Source organism: Paraburkholderia sp. SECH4, assembly GCF_030511745.1.
GTDB lineage: Bacteria > Pseudomonadota > Gammaproteobacteria > Burkholderiales > Burkholderiaceae > Paraburkholderia > Paraburkholderia madseniana.
Window position 1 is genome coordinate 263,795 of the sequence record NZ_JALOCP010000006.1, and the last position, 15,071, is coordinate 278,865.

Annotated in this window: 14 protein-coding genes; 5 read left to right on the plus strand and 9 right to left on the minus strand. The window is 62.9% G+C overall.

The genetic code is table 11. The annotated features are described in order from the left end of the window. Positions 1-31: 31 nt before the first annotated feature. The 6 genes from M0D67_RS11955 to pxpB form a co-directional block, all read right to left on the minus strand. Entirely contained in the window at positions 32-1,837 is a 1,806-nt protein-coding gene (locus tag M0D67_RS11955; RefSeq protein WP_266238865.1) for a tetratricopeptide repeat protein, read from the minus strand. Between the two features lie 218 nt (positions 1,838-2,055). Next, the gene (locus tag M0D67_RS11960; protein ID WP_171927603.1) at positions 2,056-3,012 is read right to left on the minus strand and encodes a DUF979 domain-containing protein; all 957 of its coding nucleotides are present in this window, start codon (positions 3,010-3,012) and stop codon (positions 2,056-2,058) included. Beyond that, a complete protein-coding gene (locus tag M0D67_RS11965) occupies positions 3,009-3,758 on the minus strand; it encodes a DUF969 domain-containing protein (RefSeq protein ID WP_154559812.1) in 750 nt (249 codons plus the stop codon). Before M0D67_RS11965 ends, M0D67_RS11960 begins: the two co-directional genes overlap by 4 nt. Positions 3,759-4,082: 324 nt before the next feature. Continuing rightward, positions 4,083-4,835, minus strand: a complete 753-nt coding sequence (gene pxpA / locus M0D67_RS11970; protein ID WP_154559811.1) for a 5-oxoprolinase subunit PxpA — start codon at positions 4,833-4,835, stop codon at positions 4,083-4,085. 19 nt (positions 4,836-4,854) lie between these two features. Further along, positions 4,855-5,907 (minus strand): biotin-dependent carboxyltransferase family protein, encoded by a 1,053-nt coding sequence (locus M0D67_RS11975; protein ID WP_266238866.1) that lies wholly within the window; start codon positions 5,905-5,907, stop codon positions 4,855-4,857. Next, complete coding sequence (gene pxpB / locus M0D67_RS11980) at positions 5,904-6,557, minus strand: 5-oxoprolinase subunit PxpB (RefSeq protein WP_266238867.1); 654 nt, start codon at positions 6,555-6,557, stop codon at positions 5,904-5,906. Before pxpB ends, M0D67_RS11975 begins: the two co-directional genes overlap by 4 nt. 207 nt (positions 6,558-6,764) lie before the next feature. On the opposite strand from pxpB, the gene M0D67_RS11985 reads away from it, so the two are divergent. Next, positions 6,765-7,277, plus strand: coding sequence for a winged helix DNA-binding protein (locus M0D67_RS11985; RefSeq protein ID WP_115783482.1), 513 nt, complete (start codon positions 6,765-6,767; stop codon positions 7,275-7,277). A gap of 58 nt (positions 7,278-7,335) precedes the next feature. Here the strand turns inward: M0D67_RS11985 and M0D67_RS11990 are convergent, their stop codons facing one another. Then, positions 7,336-7,878 carry a 5-formyltetrahydrofolate cyclo-ligase gene (locus M0D67_RS11990; RefSeq protein WP_266238868.1) on the minus strand — a complete coding sequence of 181 codons (543 nt, stop codon included), beginning with the start codon at positions 7,876-7,878 and terminating at the stop codon, positions 7,336-7,338. Positions 7,879-7,955: 77 nt separating this feature from the next. Between M0D67_RS11990 and M0D67_RS11995 the strand changes: the two genes are divergently transcribed. The 4 genes from M0D67_RS11995 to M0D67_RS12010 all read left to right on the plus strand — a co-directional run bounded on the left by M0D67_RS11995 (position 7,956) and on the right by M0D67_RS12010 (position 12,874). Beyond that, positions 7,956-9,923, plus strand: coding sequence for a lytic transglycosylase domain-containing protein (locus tag M0D67_RS11995; protein WP_266238869.1), 1,968 nt, complete (start codon positions 7,956-7,958; stop codon positions 9,921-9,923). Between the two features lie 81 nt (positions 9,924-10,004). Then, positions 10,005-10,958 carry a complex I NDUFA9 subunit family protein gene (locus tag M0D67_RS12000; protein ID WP_266238870.1) on the plus strand — a complete coding sequence of 318 codons (954 nt, stop codon included), beginning with the start codon at positions 10,005-10,007 and terminating at the stop codon, positions 10,956-10,958. Positions 10,959-10,988: 30 nt separating this feature from the next. Beyond that, positions 10,989-11,642 carry a glutathione S-transferase family protein gene (locus M0D67_RS12005; protein ID WP_171927598.1) on the plus strand — a complete coding sequence of 218 codons (654 nt, stop codon included), beginning with the start codon at positions 10,989-10,991 and terminating at the stop codon, positions 11,640-11,642. Further along, positions 11,639-12,874 (plus strand): multifunctional CCA addition/repair protein, encoded by a 1,236-nt coding sequence (locus M0D67_RS12010; protein WP_171927597.1) that lies wholly within the window; start codon positions 11,639-11,641, stop codon positions 12,872-12,874. Before M0D67_RS12005 ends, M0D67_RS12010 begins: the two co-directional genes overlap by 4 nt. 777 nt (positions 12,875-13,651) lie before the next feature. On the opposite strand, the gene M0D67_RS12015 is transcribed toward M0D67_RS12010, so the two are convergent. Continuing rightward, positions 13,652-13,846, minus strand: coding sequence for a DUF2905 domain-containing protein (locus tag M0D67_RS12015; protein ID WP_171928508.1), 195 nt, complete (start codon positions 13,844-13,846; stop codon positions 13,652-13,654). A 22-nt stretch (positions 13,847-13,868) separates the two neighbouring features. Continuing rightward, complete coding sequence (locus tag M0D67_RS12020) at positions 13,869-15,059, minus strand: class I SAM-dependent methyltransferase (protein ID WP_266238871.1); 1,191 nt, start codon at positions 15,057-15,059, stop codon at positions 13,869-13,871. Between the last annotated feature and the right edge of the window lie 12 nt (positions 15,060-15,071).

Genomic DNA, 15,071 nt, shown 5'->3' on the forward strand with positions numbered 1-15,071 from the left:
AGCAACGCCTGAAATCTGCGCAGCGTAGGTTTTATAGACTGCCGTCGCGTAGTTCTTCCGATACGCGTTCGACCACGGGCGCCCAATCGCCCAACCTGGTCTGCCGGAACAACTTCATCGCCGGATACCACGGCGAATCGCTGCGCTCTTCGAGCCAGCGCCAGTCCGAGTTGGCGGGCAGCAGCACCCACACCGGCTTGCCCAGTGCGGCAGCCAGGTGCGCCACGCCGGTGTCCACGGCGATCACAAGATTGAGATTCATGATGAGCGCGGCGGTGTCGTCGAAGCTCTTCAGATCTGCGGTGAAATCGTGGGCGCGGAAAGCTTCAGGTGCATCAGCCAACTGATCGTGCGCTGGCCCCTTTTGCAGCGCGTACCACGCGATGTCATTCAGCTCGCTTAGCTGGCTCAGGTTGGCCAATGCCATCGAGCGATAACGATCGTTGCCGAACGTCGGGCTGCCGGACCACACCAGGCCCACTTTGCGTTTTGCTTTGCCGGCTGCGTCTGCCCGTTTGCGCCATGTCTTGATCTTTGCCTTGTCGGCAAAAATGTACGGCACATCCGCGGGAATGGTCGACAGTTCGGTGCCGACGCACGACGGCACGCTCATCATCGGCACCCAGAAGTCGTACGGGCCTTCAGGCTTGCTACTGAACGCGCGATGCACGCCCGGGATGCGCTCGACCAGCGGCAGAAGCGGCTCGCGCACACAGAGATCGACCGTGGCGCCGAGTTGCTCGAGCACGCGCGCATAGCGCAGAAACTGGAAGTGGTCGCCGAAACCCTGTTCGCCGACCAGCAACAGACGGCGCCCGTCGAGCGGCTCGCCATGCCACTCCGCAACACCCGGCACGGCGATCGCCTCGTAGTCGCTCTTGCGCCAGCGTTGCGCAAATTCCGCCCAACCCTGCTTGTAATCTCCGCGCTTGAGCAACAGCCACGCGAGGCCCTGATGCGCGTCCGCGTAGTTGGGATCGAGCGCCAGTGCATGACGGTAGAAGCCTTCTTCTTCATCCAGGCGGCCCTGCGCGCCGAGAGATCCGCCGAGGCAAACCAGATTGGTCGGGTTCGGCTTGAGTGCGACTGCACGCCGATACTGCGATTCGGCACCGGCGTAGTCACCGAGCTTGCCGATCAGGCTGCCCAGATTGATGTGGGCCTCGGCATAATCGCCACGCAGTGCCAGTGCCCGTTCGAAACTGGCGATGGCGGCGGCGTGGTCACCTTGCGCGTTGTACGCATTGCCAGCACTGAAATGCGCTTCCGCCGAGTGCGGATCGAACGCCAGCGCGTGCTGATAGCAGGCCAGCGCCTCGTCGTAGCGGCCGAGCTTGTTCAGCGCCGTGCCGAGGTTCAGATGTGCGTCGACTAGCGACGGATTCGCCGTCAACGCTAGCCGGTATTGTTCGATCGCTACTTCGAGCGAGCCTTGCGCTTGCAGCGCAACGCCGAAGTTGTTGCGCGCGTCGGCGAAATCCGGCTGCAACTGCAGCGCCTGGTCATAGCAGATCATCGCTTCTTCGCGATGGCCGAGCGCAGCGGCGACGAGACCACGGTTGCTCCAGCAGGCGGCGTCGGTGCGATCGAGTTTGAGCGCTTCGCTCATCAACTCGGCGGCGAAACCATGGTCGCCGCGCTGATGTTGCAGTACGCCGAAGTAATGCAGCACTTTGGCATGCGTTGGGTCGAGTGCGAGCGCTTCGCGGTAAAGAGGCTCGGCCGCATCGAGGCGGCCGGCCTGATGTGCTTCGAGCGCGGCCTCAATGAGAGAGGTGAGGTAAGCGGAGGGCGGCGCGTCGGTGGGCGCGGTGTCGGGGTGGGCTTGATGTTCCATGAGGGACCTGCTGGAAAGCGCTGACGGCGCGCGTTGCGCGCGTCGCCAGCGCATGTGGATGGAAGAGCATCCACCAGCTTATGTTCAGGCCCCTTCCCTGGCGATCGGACGCCTCCGAATTCGGCGGCGTCCATTTGCCGCGGACTCACGCGCATGCATCGACCACAGCGAAAGTCCTATGCGATATCGGAGGCTGTCACGCGGCTCGGTCAACGACCCTACAGGAACATCAGGAAATTCAACAGGAAGATATTCACAACCAGCAAGGTCAGCGCGGTGGGCACCTGCACCTTAATTACCGCATTCTTATCCGGCAATTCCAGCAGCGCGGCCGGCACCATGTTGAAGTTCGCGGCCATCGGCGTCATCAGCGTGCCGCAGTAGCCCGAGAACATGCCGATCGCGACCATCACCGCCGGGTTGCCGTGAAACACGCCGACCAGGATCGGCACACCGACGCCGCCTGTCATCACCGGGAACGCGGCGAAGCCGTTACCCATCACCATCGTGAAGAGCGCCATGCCGATGCAGTACACGGCCACCGCGATAAAGCGGTAGTCGAGGCTGATGTAGGCCGTGGTCACGTGAGCCACCGCCTTGCCGACGCCGGCGTCCGAGAACACGAGACCGAGCATGCCGAGCATCTGCGGCAGCACCGCGGCCCATGACAATGCGTCGACCAGGCGGCGCGCCTCTTTCATCGACTGGCCAACGGTATCGCGCGTCATCACGCAGGCAATCGCAAGTGCGATCACGCAGCCGATGCCGAAACCGATCAGCGTGACGTTGGCCTTCTCGAACAACGGCATGCCGCCAAAGATCAGATGGCTGGCCGATAGCGTAATGATCACGGTGACGACGGGAATCGTCAGCGCGGGTACAAACAGCTTGTTACCCAGACGCGCGGCGCTTGCCTTGCGCGCTTCGAGCGACAGCACCTTCGGCTTGGCTGCGGTCACGCCGCCGAATCCTGCGGCCAACGCCATCACGATCACCAGCACGCCGACCACCGACGGCGGCAGCTTGTCGCCGATCAGGAAGATCAGCGCGTAAAGAATCCAGAAACCGCCGGCGGTGAAACGGCGCGGGTGTTCTTTATCCGTGACGATCATGCCACCGATCACGAGCAGCACGACGCCGAGCAGCCAGAACAGATAGGTAATCGTGAAGGTCATGCTTTGTCTCCTGCGGCGGATTGCGTCGGCGCGACGGAGGCGGTGTTCGCGGCGGCATTGCCGCGCAGTTCGCGTTCGAGTCTGCGGTCGAGCAGATAGAGGCGGAAGCCGTGAATGATGAACGCGCAGATCGCGGTCGGAATGCCCCAGACGGCCACGTGAATCGGCTCGACGATGATGCCGGCTTCTTTCAGGAAGGTCGTCATCAGCACGATTGCGCCGAACGCGACGAAGATGTCTTCACCGAAGAACAGGCCGACGTTGTCGGTCGCCGCGGAGAAGGCGCGCAATTTGAAACGCACGGCGTCGCTGATCTTGCCGAAGCGCGTTTCAGTCGCGCCTTCAGCCATCGGCGCGATCAGCGGACGCACCATCTGCGGATGGCCACCGAGACCGGTCAGGCCGACCGCGGCGGTCAGTTCGCGCACCAGCAGATAGACGATCAGCAAGCGCCCTGCGGTCGCGGCCTTGATGCCGCCGATCCACGCTTGCGCACGCTCGCGCAGGCCGTGCCGTTCCAGCAGGCCGATCACGGCCAGCGGCAGCAGGATGATCAGCGGGATATTGCGGGTCTTGATGAAGCCGGTGCCGATTTCAGCGAGGATCTTTTCAGGCGGGAAGTGCGCGGCCAGACCGGTGATGATCGCGGCAACCGCCACGATCAGCATCGGATTGAACCGTAATAAAAAGCCGACGATGATGACGGCCACGCCAATGAGCGGCCATAGACTGACTGTTGTCTGCATCTGGATCTCCAAACAGGGTTTCAACCTCGCCGCTTGTGGCGGCTAACGTGGGCCGGCGCCTGATGATCCACGCGCCGTCTTGCTGCCACGGCTCTTGATGGCCGCGTTGCTTCGACTACACCTGCACCTGCACCTGCTGCTTGTTTGCTGATTGTTTGCCGCTTATCTGCTGCTCATTTGCCGCTTATCTGCTGCTCATTTGCTGTTCCACCGCGGGAACTGCAATGCGTCCTGCACCTGACAAACGCCCCGCACGGAGCGGGGCGTTCGGGGTTGGGTAACGGTTGAATCGCGCTGTCTGGTTCGCAATGATCGACGCGCGAGTCAGACGCTCGCGGCGCCGGCCGCGTGAACATCAATGCCCGCGTCCTCTAGCGCGCTGCGGATGCGCCGTGCGAACGCCAGCGCGTGCGGGCCGTCGCCGTGCAGGCAGATGGTTTGGGCGTTGAGCGGCACCCAGTGTCCGTCGACGGCCTGCACGCGGCGCTCGCGCACCATGGCGAGCGTGCGCTCCAGCACCACGTCTTCGTCGTCGAGCAGCGCGCCCGGTTCCTTGCGCGGCACGAGCGAGCCGTCGGCGCGATAGCCGCGGTCGGCGAATACTTCTTCGACGGCAGTCAGGCCGGCTGCCCGGGCAGCCGTCACGAGTCCGCTGTTGGCGAGCGCGAACACCGCCACCGACGGGTCGAAATCGTGAACCGCCGAGACGATCGCATCGGCGATCTTCGCGTCGCGCGCGGCCTGGTTGTATAACGCTCCGTGTGGCTTCACGTGCGCGATGCGCCCGCCTTCGGCCTGCGCGATCGCCGACAGGGCGCCGAGCTGATACAGCACGCCTGCGTAGATATCGTTGGCCGGCAGATCCATTTCCTTGCGGCCGAAATTCTCAGGATCGTTAAAGCTCGGATGCGCGCCGATCGACACGCCTTTTTGCACCGCCCAGCGCACGCAGTCGCGCATGGCGTTAGGGCCGCCCGCGTGCCAGCCGCACGCGATGTTGGCCGAGCTGACGAGGTCGAGCAGCGCCTCGTCGGAACCGCAGCCTTCGCCGAGGTCGGCGTTCAAATCGATTTCCATGGTGTTCCCCTACATAGTGTTACAGCGTTGCGACCGCCTGCTGGCGCGCGCAACGTTCTTCGTGCATGGCAATCGCGGCGTCGATCTGCCGCAAATACGTGCGCTCTTCCAGCAAAGCCTGGCGTGCCTCATAGGGCGTCGTCGGGATGAAACGAATGGCGGCGTTCAGGCGAACCTGCGCGAGCTTCCATAGATCGGCCTGGATCACGGCGCCGATCTTCGGGTAGCCGCCGGTGGTCTGCGCATCGCTCATCAGCACGATCGGCTGGCCGTTCGGCGGGACCTGAATCGTGCCGGGCAGCACGGCGTGCGAGAGCAGATCGTTTTTCCGGGTGCGCTTCAGTTCCGTACCGGCGAGGCGGTAGCCCATACGGTTGCTGTTCGGTGTGACCAGCCATTCATCGGACCAGAACGATTCGTGCGCTTCTTCAGTGAAGCTATCGTATTCCGGGCTTTGCAGCACGCGGATCGGCACGGCCCACGGCACGCCGGACGGATGCCGGCCGCGCCGCAGCGGTTCGTGAACCAGCACGAACTTGCACCAGGCGGGCGCCTTCACGCCGAACTCGGGCGCTTCGGGGGTAAAGCCGAGGTGGCCGCGTTGCGGCGGCGCGCCGACCGGCAGACGGTCGCCGTCGCGCAACGCCCGGCCGCCGAGTCCGCCGAAATGGCCGGCGAGATCAGTGCTGCGCGAACCGAGCATCGGCAACACGTCGATGCCGCCCGCGATGCAGACATAGCCGCGCATGCCGCGTTTGGCCGCTTGCAGAACCAGCTCCTGGCCGGCCTGCACCGGCAGGCTCCACCATGAATAGACCGGCTTGCCGTCGAGCGTTGCGCCGAATTCGGTGCCGGTGATGGCCACGCGAGTGGCGCGCAGAAAGCGCAGCACGGTCGGGCCGAAGGTAATTTCCAGGCCGGCCGCATCGGGCCGGTTGCCGACCAGCCGGTTGCCGACTTCAAGCGACAGACGGTCGAGCGCGCCACCCATCGCGACGCCGAGATGCCGGTAGCCGTGACGGCCGAGATCCTGAATTGTGGTCAGCAGACCCGCGCGAATCACATCGATCATGCGTGTATCCCCGCGACGGTAAAGCGCACCCGGTCGCCCGGTTGCAACAGCGTGGGCGGACGCCGAGACGGATCGAACAGGGGCAGTTCAGTGCGGCCGATCAACTGCCAGCCGCCGGGAGAGGTCGCCGGATAAATGCCGGTCTGCTCACCGCCGATACCGACCGAACCGGCAGGCACTTCCAGCCGCGGCGACGAACGGCGCGGCGTGTGCAGCGCTGTGTCGAGCCCGCCCATATAGGCGAAGCCCGGCTGAAAACCGAGGAAGAACACCACGTACTCGCCGTCCGCATGACGTTGCACGACCTCGCGCATGCTCAGGCCGGTGTGATTGGCGACCGCTTGCAAGTCGGGGCCGAACTCGCCGCCGTATTGCACCGGAATGTCGACTTGACGACCGGCTGCGGGCACGTCGCTTACCGCGTTCCAGGCTGCTTGCAGAAGGTTCACCAGCGCTTCGCGATCGGCTTCGAGCGGATCGAATACGAGCGTCAGATTGTTCATGCCCGGCACAACCTCCAGCACGTGCGGCCAGTCGCGCGCAGCCTCGGCGGCAGCCCACACGCGCCGCTGGCAGTCCAGCGTGGCAGGCGGCGGCGCCTCGCAGACTAGCGCGGCATCGCCGAGCGGAAAGATTTTTGGTTGGCTCATCGCTTAACGGCCCAGGTTGAGTCGGAGATGTCGAGCATATCGGACCCTGTGCCTATTTATCGGCATAGGGTCCGTGATGTCTGAAGCGTACATTATCAATAAAATCTCAACAAATTCTCAATAAGCGTTTTCGCCAGGGTCCCGAGAATGGGCTGCTCGTCGTACACTCCCGACACCTTCCCATCCTGTTTCTCGAGAATTTTCACCATGTCGCGCCATCCCACCAAGATCGTTTCCTCGGAACATCTCGTGTCCGACACAAGCGCGGAGCTGTCCGAGCTGGAGTACGCACTCATCATGGCGGGCAACGCATTCAACCGGTGGATGGTGCGCTGCATGTCGGCGGCCGGCGAAAAGGACATGACCGCGATCGAAGTCTCGCTGCTGCACCACGTCAGCCATCGCGAGCGGCGCAAGAAGCTGGCGGACATCTGCTTCGTGCTGAACATCGAAGACACGCACGTCGCCACTTACGCGTTGAAGAAGCTCGTAGCTAGAGGGTATGTAAAAAGCGAAAAGACCGGCAAGGAAGTGTTCTTCTCGGCGACCGATGCAGGCCGTGAGCTTTGTCTGAAGTACCGCGAGGTGCGCGAGAGCTGCCTGATTTCGACGCTGAAGGAAAGCGGCCTGACCAACGAGCAGATTGGCGAGGCGGCGCAACTGATGCGCAATGCGTCCGGACTGTACGACACGGCCTCGCGGGCGGCGGCGTCTTTATAACGGGCTTTGTCCTCGGCGGTGGGAGAAGGATGCGCCTCGCACGGCGCTCTTCAAACGCTTAATCCGCCGGCTGTGGATAGAGACCGGCTTCCGTCACGATCAGATCGAGCGGGATGTCGTGGGCCTCGCGCTGCAATGCGTCCGTGCGGCACGCTTCATAGGCGATGCCGACCGTGACCGGCTTCTTCGGCCCCGGCCATGCGGCCAGCGTGCGATCGTAGTAGCCACCGCCGTAGCCGAGCCGGAAGCCGTCGGCGTCGAAGCCCACGCACGGCACGAACAGCAGATCGGGAAGCACCACACGCCCCGAAGTGGGCTCGGCGATCTTGTGATGGCCGATCTTCATCGCCATATCCGGCGCCCATGCGTGAAATTCGAGCGGCGCGCCGCGCTCCTTGACGATCGGCAAACCCGCCTCGCGTTGCGAGTCGGCCGCGAGCCAGATCGCAATCGCGGCGCACGCGTCGAATTCGCCCGCCAACGGCCAATAGAACCCCACGCTGCTCACGCCGTAGTGCTTCAACGCATCGAGAACGCGACGGTTGAGCGCGGCGTTGTGCGCCGGCTCGGAAGCCGCTTGTAGCCTTGCTTCCAATAGCATTCGACGCAGCGCCTTTTTCGATTCTGCGACGGGGTTGCATGCTATGCTTGGGTTCAATTCGCGCTCCAGAAACAACGATGTCAAAACGCCTCTATCGAGTATATCGCGCGGCCGGTCTGGCGCTTGCCGCTGCGGCACTCGTCGCGTGCAGCACGGCCTCCGCCGTCAAGCCCATTCCCCTTTCGCAACTCACGAACGACGACCAGACCTTCGTCCAGCTTCGCGAAGCCGCCCGCAATAATGACGCGGCGCGCGCAGCGCAACTGGCGAGCACGATCCCGAACTATCCGGCGCCTTCGTATCTGGAGTACTTCCAGCTCAAGCCGCAATTGTTCGATTCCAGCGGCCATGCGCGTATTGACGCACCGGATGCGCCGGTGCAGTCGTTCCTGCAGAAGTACGACGGCCAGGCCGTCGCCGACCGCATGCGCAACGACTACCTGACGGTGCTCGGCGCGCGTCACGACTGGCGTAACTTCGATCAGCAATACGCGCGTTTCGTGCTGAACGACGATACGCAGGTTAAGTGCTACGCGCTCGAGTCGCGTGCCGCGCGGGGTGAAAACGTCGCCGACGCGGCGCGCGCGCTGCTGGTCGATCCGAAGTGGTACGGCGACGGCTGCGTCGATCTGGTTACCGCGCTTGCGGTCAACCAGCAATTCAGTTCCGACGACGTGTGGCAACAGATCCGCCTCGCGTACGAACAGAACTACACGAGCACAGGCAGCAAGCTCGTCGATGCGCTCAGCAACCAGCCGCCCGATCCGGTGCTGTTCGGCCAGGCCACGAGTACGCCGCCGTTGTTGCTGGCGCGCGGTGTCGGTCCGGATACGCAATCGCACCAACTCGCGTTGCTGGCGATCACGCGCATGGCGCGCAACGATCCGGCCATGGCAGCGGCCACATTCGCCTCGGTGGCGCCGTCGTTGAGTTCGCCCGAGCGCGCAATCGGTTGGGGCACGATTGCGTATCAAGCCGCTGCCAAGCAGATGCCGAGCGCGGTGGACTGGTACCGCCTGTCGGTGAATGCGCCGCTGTCGAACCCGGCGTACGAATGGCGCACCCGCACCGCGCTGCTCGCCGGCGACTGGACGATGGTGCGCTGGTCGATCGAACAGATGCCGGCGGCGCTGCGCAATCAGCCGTCGTGGGTCTACTGGCACGCCCGCGCGCTCAAACAAGCCGGCGACACGACCACGGCCAACCAGGAATTCGAGTCGATCTCGCAGGGCTTCAACTTCTACGGCCAACTGGCTGCGGAAGAGCTTGGCCAAAAGATCACCGTGCCGCCGAAAACCACCGTGACCGACGCCGAAATCCAACAGGCCGGCAACACGCCGGGCTTCGATCTGGCGCAGCGTTTCTATGCGCTGAATCTGCGCCTCGAAGGCAATCGCGAATGGAACTGGCCGCTGCGCGATATGAGCGACCGGCAACTGCTCGCCGTTGCCGAATACGCGCGCCGTATCCAGTTGTATGACCGCACTGTCAACACGGCGGATCGCACGAAGAGCGAGCACGATTTCTCGCTGCGTTATCTGTCGCCGTTCAAGGATATCGTCGAGCGCGATGCGCAGTCGAATGGGCTCGACGTCGAATGGGCGTACGGGCTGATTCGCCAGGAATCGCGCTTCATCATGAACGCGCGTTCGGAAGTTGGCGCGAGCGGTCTGATGCAATTGATGCCGGGCACCGCGCAACTGGTGGCAAAGAAGATCGGCCTCGGCCCGATTTCGCGCGAGCAAATGAACGACATCAACACCAACATCCTGCTCGGCACGAACTACCTGTCGATGATCTACAATCAGTTCGACGGGTCCGCCGTGCTGGCTACTGCGGGTTACAACGCGGGCCCGGGCCGTCCGAGCAACTGGCGGCAATCGTTGCAGCATCCGGTTGAAGGCGCGATCTTTGCCGAGGCGATTCCGTTCCAGGAAACACGCGATTACGTAAAGAATGTGTTGTCCAACACGGTCTACTACGCGGCATTGTTCGAAGGCCGTCCGCAATCGCTGAAGGCGCGTCTGGGTTATATCGCGCCGTAAGCGCCGTGCCGCCGCCGCATCACTCTGATGCGGCGGTGCGCCACGCCAGCCGTTGCCGCGGCTTCCACTAGGGAGTCGAAAATGCGACATCAAGCCATTGCGATCATCGGCGGTTCCGGTTTTATCGGCAGCCATCTCGTCAATGCCCTCGTTGAAATGGGCAAAGATGTGCGCATCGCCACCCGGCGGCGCTATAACGCCCGCCATCTCACCCTGCTCCCCATCGACGTGATCGAAGCCGACGTGTTCGATCCGGTGCAGCTCGCGCGTTTCGTCGAAGGCGCCGATTGCGTGATCAACCTCGTTGCGACGCTGCACGGCAAACGTGGCACGCCGTACGGCCCGGAGTTCGCCCGCGCGCACGTCGAATTGCCGACCAAAATCGTTGCGGCTTGCGAAGGCAAGGGCGTGCACCGGTTGATTCATATCAGCGCGCTCGGCGCCGACTTGAATGGGCCGAGCATGTATTCGCGCTCGAAGGGTGACGGCGAAAAGGCCGTGCACGCGGCGAATCTGGCGTGGACGATTTTCCGTCCGTCCGTGGTGTTCGGTCCTGAAGACCAGTTCCTCAACAAGTTCGCGTTCCTGCAGCGGATGTTCCCGGTGATTCCGCTTGCGATGCCGGACGCGAAATTCCAGCCGGTGTACGTCGACGACGTGGCAAAAGCGATCTGCAACGTGCTCGATCTCGACGCGGCCAGCGGCCATACCTACGACCTCGGCGGGCCGACCGTCTATACACTCGAAGACCTCGTCAAGTATTGCGGCGACGTGATCGGCCGGCATGCGCGAATCATTCGCCTGCCGGAGGCGTTGGCGCGCTTGCAGGCGTTGACGTTTGAAATGGCGCCGGGCGAACCGGTGATTTCGCGCGACAATCTCGATTCGATGAAAGTCGACAACGTGTTGAGCGGACCGCTTGCGCCTGAACTCGGCATCGAACCCGCCAGCATTGAAACGATCGCGCCCGTGTATCTGACCGGCGCGTCGACGCGTTCGCGCTTCGACGCGTTTCGCGCGAGCGCGGGGCGTTGAACCTTTTTATCTCTTCCTTTCATATCAGGCATGAAGCTGCTTATCGGTGACAAGAACTACTCGTCATGGTCGATGCGTCCGTGGCTGCTGGTCAAACATTTCGGTATTCCGTTTGAAGAGGTGCTGATTCATCTGTATGAATCCGGCACGAAGTCCGCGATTCTGGCTTACGCGCCGACGGGGCCGGGCAAGCTGCCGTGCCTGATCGGCGAAGATGGATCGGCTACCTGGGATTCGCTGGCGATCGCCGAGACGCTGGCTGAGCGCTTCCCGCAGCATGCGCTGTGGCCGCGCAACCCGGCGGCGCGTAGCCACGCACGCAGCATCAGCGCCGAGATGCATTCGGGTTTCGGCGAATTGCGCTCGAACATGTGGATGAACATTCGTGCGTCGTTTCCGGGTAAGAACGCAACGCCGGGCGCGCTCGCCGACATCGCACGCATCGACGCGATCTGGAGCAGGTGTCTCGATACCTACGGCGGTCCTTTCCTGTTCGGCGAGTTCAGCATCGCCGACGCGATGTACGCACCCGTCGTGATGCGCTTCAACACGTGGCAACCGGCGCTCTCCGAAGCCGCCGCGGCTTACGTTCGTCGCGTGACGGCGTTGCCGGCGGTGAAGGCATGGATCGACGACGCGCTGCGCGAAACGCATGCCATTCCGTACCAAGACGTATGCCTATGAATATCTACGCAGTAGGCGGCGCGATCCGTGACGAGTTGCTGGGCGTACCCGTGCAGGACCGGGATTACGTGGTGGTTGGGGCGACGCCCGAGCAGATGGTGGTGCAGGGCTATCGTCCGGTGGGCAAGGATTTTCCGGTGTTTCTGCATCCGCAGACACACGAGGAATACGCGCTTGCACGCACCGAGCGCAAGACGGCCGCGGGCTATCACGGCTTCCAGTTCTTCTACGCGCCGGATGTCACGCTCGAAGAGGATCTCGCTCGCCGCGACCTGACAATCAACGCGATGGCGCGCGAAATGCGCCCGGACGGCGAACTGACCGGTCCGGTGATCGACCCGTTCAACGGCCGGGGCGATTTGCAGGCGCGGCTGTTTCGCCATGTCAGCGATGCGTTCCTGGAAGACCCCGTGCGGATTTTGCGGATTGCGCGGTTCGCGGCGCGCTTCGTCGATTTCACGGTGGCGCCGGAGACGATGGCGCTGATGCGCAAGATGGTGGCCGACGGTGAGGTCGATGCACTGGTCGCCGAGCGCGTGTGGCAGGAGGTGTCGCGCGGGTTGATGGAGAAGAAGCCGTCCCGCATGTTCGAGGTGCTGCGGGAATGCGGCGCGCTGGCGCGGATTCTGCCGGAGATCGAAGCGTTGTTCGGCGTGCCGCAGCGGGCTGACTATCATCCCGAAGTGGATACGGGCGTGCACGTGATGATGGTGGTCGACCATGCCGCGCAACAGGGTTACGCGTTGCCGGTTCGGTTCGCAGCGCTCACGCATGATCTGGGCAAGGCGACGACGCCGGACGACGTATTGCCGCGGCATATCGGGCATGAGGGGCGCAGCGTGGATTTGCTGAAGCCTTTATGTGAGCGGCTGCGGGTGCCGAATGAATGCCGCGATCTGGCGCTGCTGGTCGCGCGGGAGCATGGGAATATTCATCGCGTGATGGAGATGGGGGCGGCCGCGTTGGTGAGGCTGCTCGAGCGCAGCGATGCGATTCGGAAACCGGCGCGGTTTGCTGAAGCCTTGCAGGCTTGTGAGGCGGATGCGCGTGGGCGGCTTGGGTTTGAGATGCGGGAGTATCCGCAGGCTGAGCGGTTGCGGATTGCGCTTGTTGCTGCGCGGGGGGTGGATGCTGGTGCTGTGGCTAAGCGGCTCGTTGACTCGCCTGCGGGGATTAAGGATGCCGTGCATCAGGAGCGCGTTCGCGCTGTTGAAGGGGCTCTTGTTGCTTGAGGTTTTTTTGCCTGCGCGGCGCTTTTGTTCGTGTTCTTAGGGCTTTGGCCTTTCCTTGAATTGGTAGTGGTCTATTAGCGTTGCCCCTGTGCGGGGCGGCACTTACTTTCTTTGCCGCCGCAAAGAAAGATAAGCAAAGAAAGCGGCTCAAACCGCTAATGCTAAGTGGGCACCGTAGTCTGCTACGGGCAGTGGTGCATCTGGAATCTGGGTTCGTGCACCTGCAGGCGCTTGTGACAAGGGCGTCATACTTCCGGCGGCGCTGCGCGCGCCGAAGAGTACTTCTTAAAACCACCCGCTAGGTTTCGGCGCTCGCGCCTCGCCACTGAACCGTGGCTCGTCATTGCATTGCCACCGCCACAGCCGTGACTGTGACCGTGATTGCGGGACACGGACATATCACTTCAAGTAGGGGTTCCCGGGTGAATGCAGGGGCGCTTCGCCGAGGCGAAGCCGATGGCCCCCACGGACCTAAACCGAAGCCTCTGGTTTCCCATGCATACCCGTCCGCGACGCACGCAGTGCGGAGTGGGAGTGGATGAGTCCTTTGTCACTAACGCAGAATGCGCGAGGACACGGATTCCAGATGCACCACTACCCGTAGCAAACCACGGTGCCCACTTAGCATTAGCGGTTTAAGCCGCTTTCTTTGCTTATCTTTCTTTGCGGCGGCAAAGAAAGTAAGTGCCGCCCCGCACAGGGGCAACGCTAATAAACCACTACCAATTCAAGGAAAGGCCAAAACCCTGAGAACACGGACAACAAGCGTCGCGCAGACTACAAAACCCTCGCGATCAGCGACAAAACCATCGAAACCACAAGCGTCGACATAAACGGAAACGGGTACTCCCGCCCGAAGAGGCGCAACGTAACATCACCAGGCATCCGCCCAATCCCGATCTTCCTGAGCCACGGCCAGCAGGCCGACAACACCGCCACCGCAACAAACGTAGTCAACAGCCAGCGGATCATCGCCAATCCCTAAGGCAAAAAATCACAACGTATGTGACCGGTCGCCGCCGGAAAACACCTGCAGCGTGTCATCCAGCCCGCGCGAAAACGCGATCACCTTGAACAGCTCACCCATCTCCGCCTCGGACAACAACTTCTGGACTGCATTCGCCGCAGGCAAAAACCTCGCCGTGTCCGTTGGATCGAGCGCCGATAACGTCTCGGTAATCCCCGCGTTCAACAAGAACCGCGCTTGCGACGTGAACCCCAACAAATCCGCACCAGCCTCGACGCCGGCTTCGGCGATGCCGGTAAATTCCACGTGCGCGGTAATGTCCTGCAAGCCCGGATAGACAAACGGGTCACCATGCGCCCGGTGCCGGTAATGGCACATCAACGTGCCCTGCGCGCGTTGCTCATGGTAGTACTCGTGGCGCGGAAAACCATAATCGATGAAGAACGCCGCGCCACGCGTGAGCATCGTGCAAATGGTCCGCGTGAATGCACGGGCGGCGTCGTGCGTTTCGGTGACGTAGTCGACACCGGTAGTTTCGATCTCAGCCAGAAGCGCAATGTCCGCAGCCTCCGATACCAACCGGTCGTCGAACGCAAAGGCCTCGTCGCGCCACGTCACGCCGCGTTCGTGCCAGGCGCCGCCGGTAAAGGCGAAAAGCCGTACGGGCATCGCGTCCAACACTTCGTTGCCGATCACCACGCCTTCGAATCCTTCCGGCAACGCGTCCAGCCAGCGCACCTTCGCGGCCAGCGCCGGTGCCGTGGCTTCGATCGTCTCGCGTTGGCGTTCGCGCAACTCACCGGACAAATCCACGATCGAGTAGCTGTCGAATTCGACGGCCAGAACGTCGAGCGCATTCAGCAAGCCGGCGGCGAGTTTCCCCGTACCGGCGCCGAATTCCATCAGCGCGCGCGTGCCGCTCGCCTCCAAGGCCTCGGCGAGCGGGCGCGCCAGCGTCGCGGCGAAGAGGGGCGACATTTCCGGCGCCGTGACGAAGTCGCTGCCGTCGTCGCCGCGCAGGCCGAATTTGCGGGCGCCGCCGCTGTAATAGCCGAGTCCCGGCGCGTAAAGCGCGCGCTCCATGTAGCGGTCGAATGGCAGCCAGCCGCCTGCCGCTTCGAGCTCCGCGCGGACCTCTGCGACCAGCGCTTCGGACTGCGCAAGCGCGCTCGGGCCGGGAGCAGGTAAACTATCGGGTTGGTGAGCTTTCGGATTCATCCCCGCATTGTA

What these genes read in the sequence shown, in the direction of transcription:
- M0D67_RS11955 (WP_266238865.1), bottom strand. Translation starts at nt 1,837, where the DNA reads ATGGAACATCAAGCCCACCCCGACACCGCGCCCACCGACGCGCCGCCC.
- M0D67_RS11960 (WP_171927603.1), bottom strand. Translation starts at nt 3,012, where the DNA reads ATGACCTTCACGATTACCTATCTGTTCTGGCTGCTCGGCGTCGTGCTG.
- M0D67_RS11965 (WP_154559812.1), bottom strand. Translation starts at nt 3,758, where the DNA reads ATGCAGACAACAGTCAGTCTATGGCCGCTCATTGGCGTGGCCGTCATC.
- pxpA (WP_154559811.1), bottom strand. Translation starts at nt 4,835, where the DNA reads ATGGAAATCGATTTGAACGCCGACCTCGGCGAAGGCTGCGGTTCCGAC.
- M0D67_RS11975 (WP_266238866.1), bottom strand. Translation starts at nt 5,907, where the DNA reads ATGATCGATGTGATTCGCGCGGGTCTGCTGACCACAATTCAGGATCTC.
- pxpB (WP_266238867.1), bottom strand. Translation starts at nt 6,557, where the DNA reads ATGAGCCAACCAAAAATCTTTCCGCTCGGCGATGCCGCGCTAGTCTGC.
- M0D67_RS11985 (WP_115783482.1), top strand. Translation starts at nt 6,765, where the DNA reads ATGTCGCGCCATCCCACCAAGATCGTTTCCTCGGAACATCTCGTGTCC.
- M0D67_RS11990 (WP_266238868.1), bottom strand. Translation starts at nt 7,878, where the DNA reads ATGCTATTGGAAGCAAGGCTACAAGCGGCTTCCGAGCCGGCGCACAAC.
- M0D67_RS11995 (WP_266238869.1), top strand. Translation starts at nt 7,956, where the DNA reads ATGTCAAAACGCCTCTATCGAGTATATCGCGCGGCCGGTCTGGCGCTT.
- M0D67_RS12000 (WP_266238870.1), top strand. Translation starts at nt 10,005, where the DNA reads ATGCGACATCAAGCCATTGCGATCATCGGCGGTTCCGGTTTTATCGGC.
- M0D67_RS12005 (WP_171927598.1), top strand. Translation starts at nt 10,989, where the DNA reads ATGAAGCTGCTTATCGGTGACAAGAACTACTCGTCATGGTCGATGCGT.
- M0D67_RS12010 (WP_171927597.1), top strand. Translation starts at nt 11,639, where the DNA reads ATGAATATCTACGCAGTAGGCGGCGCGATCCGTGACGAGTTGCTGGGC.
- M0D67_RS12015 (WP_171928508.1), bottom strand. Translation starts at nt 13,846, where the DNA reads ATGATCCGCTGGCTGTTGACTACGTTTGTTGCGGTGGCGGTGTTGTCG.
- M0D67_RS12020 (WP_266238871.1), bottom strand. Translation starts at nt 15,059, where the DNA reads ATGAATCCGAAAGCTCACCAACCCGATAGTTTACCTGCTCCCGGCCCG.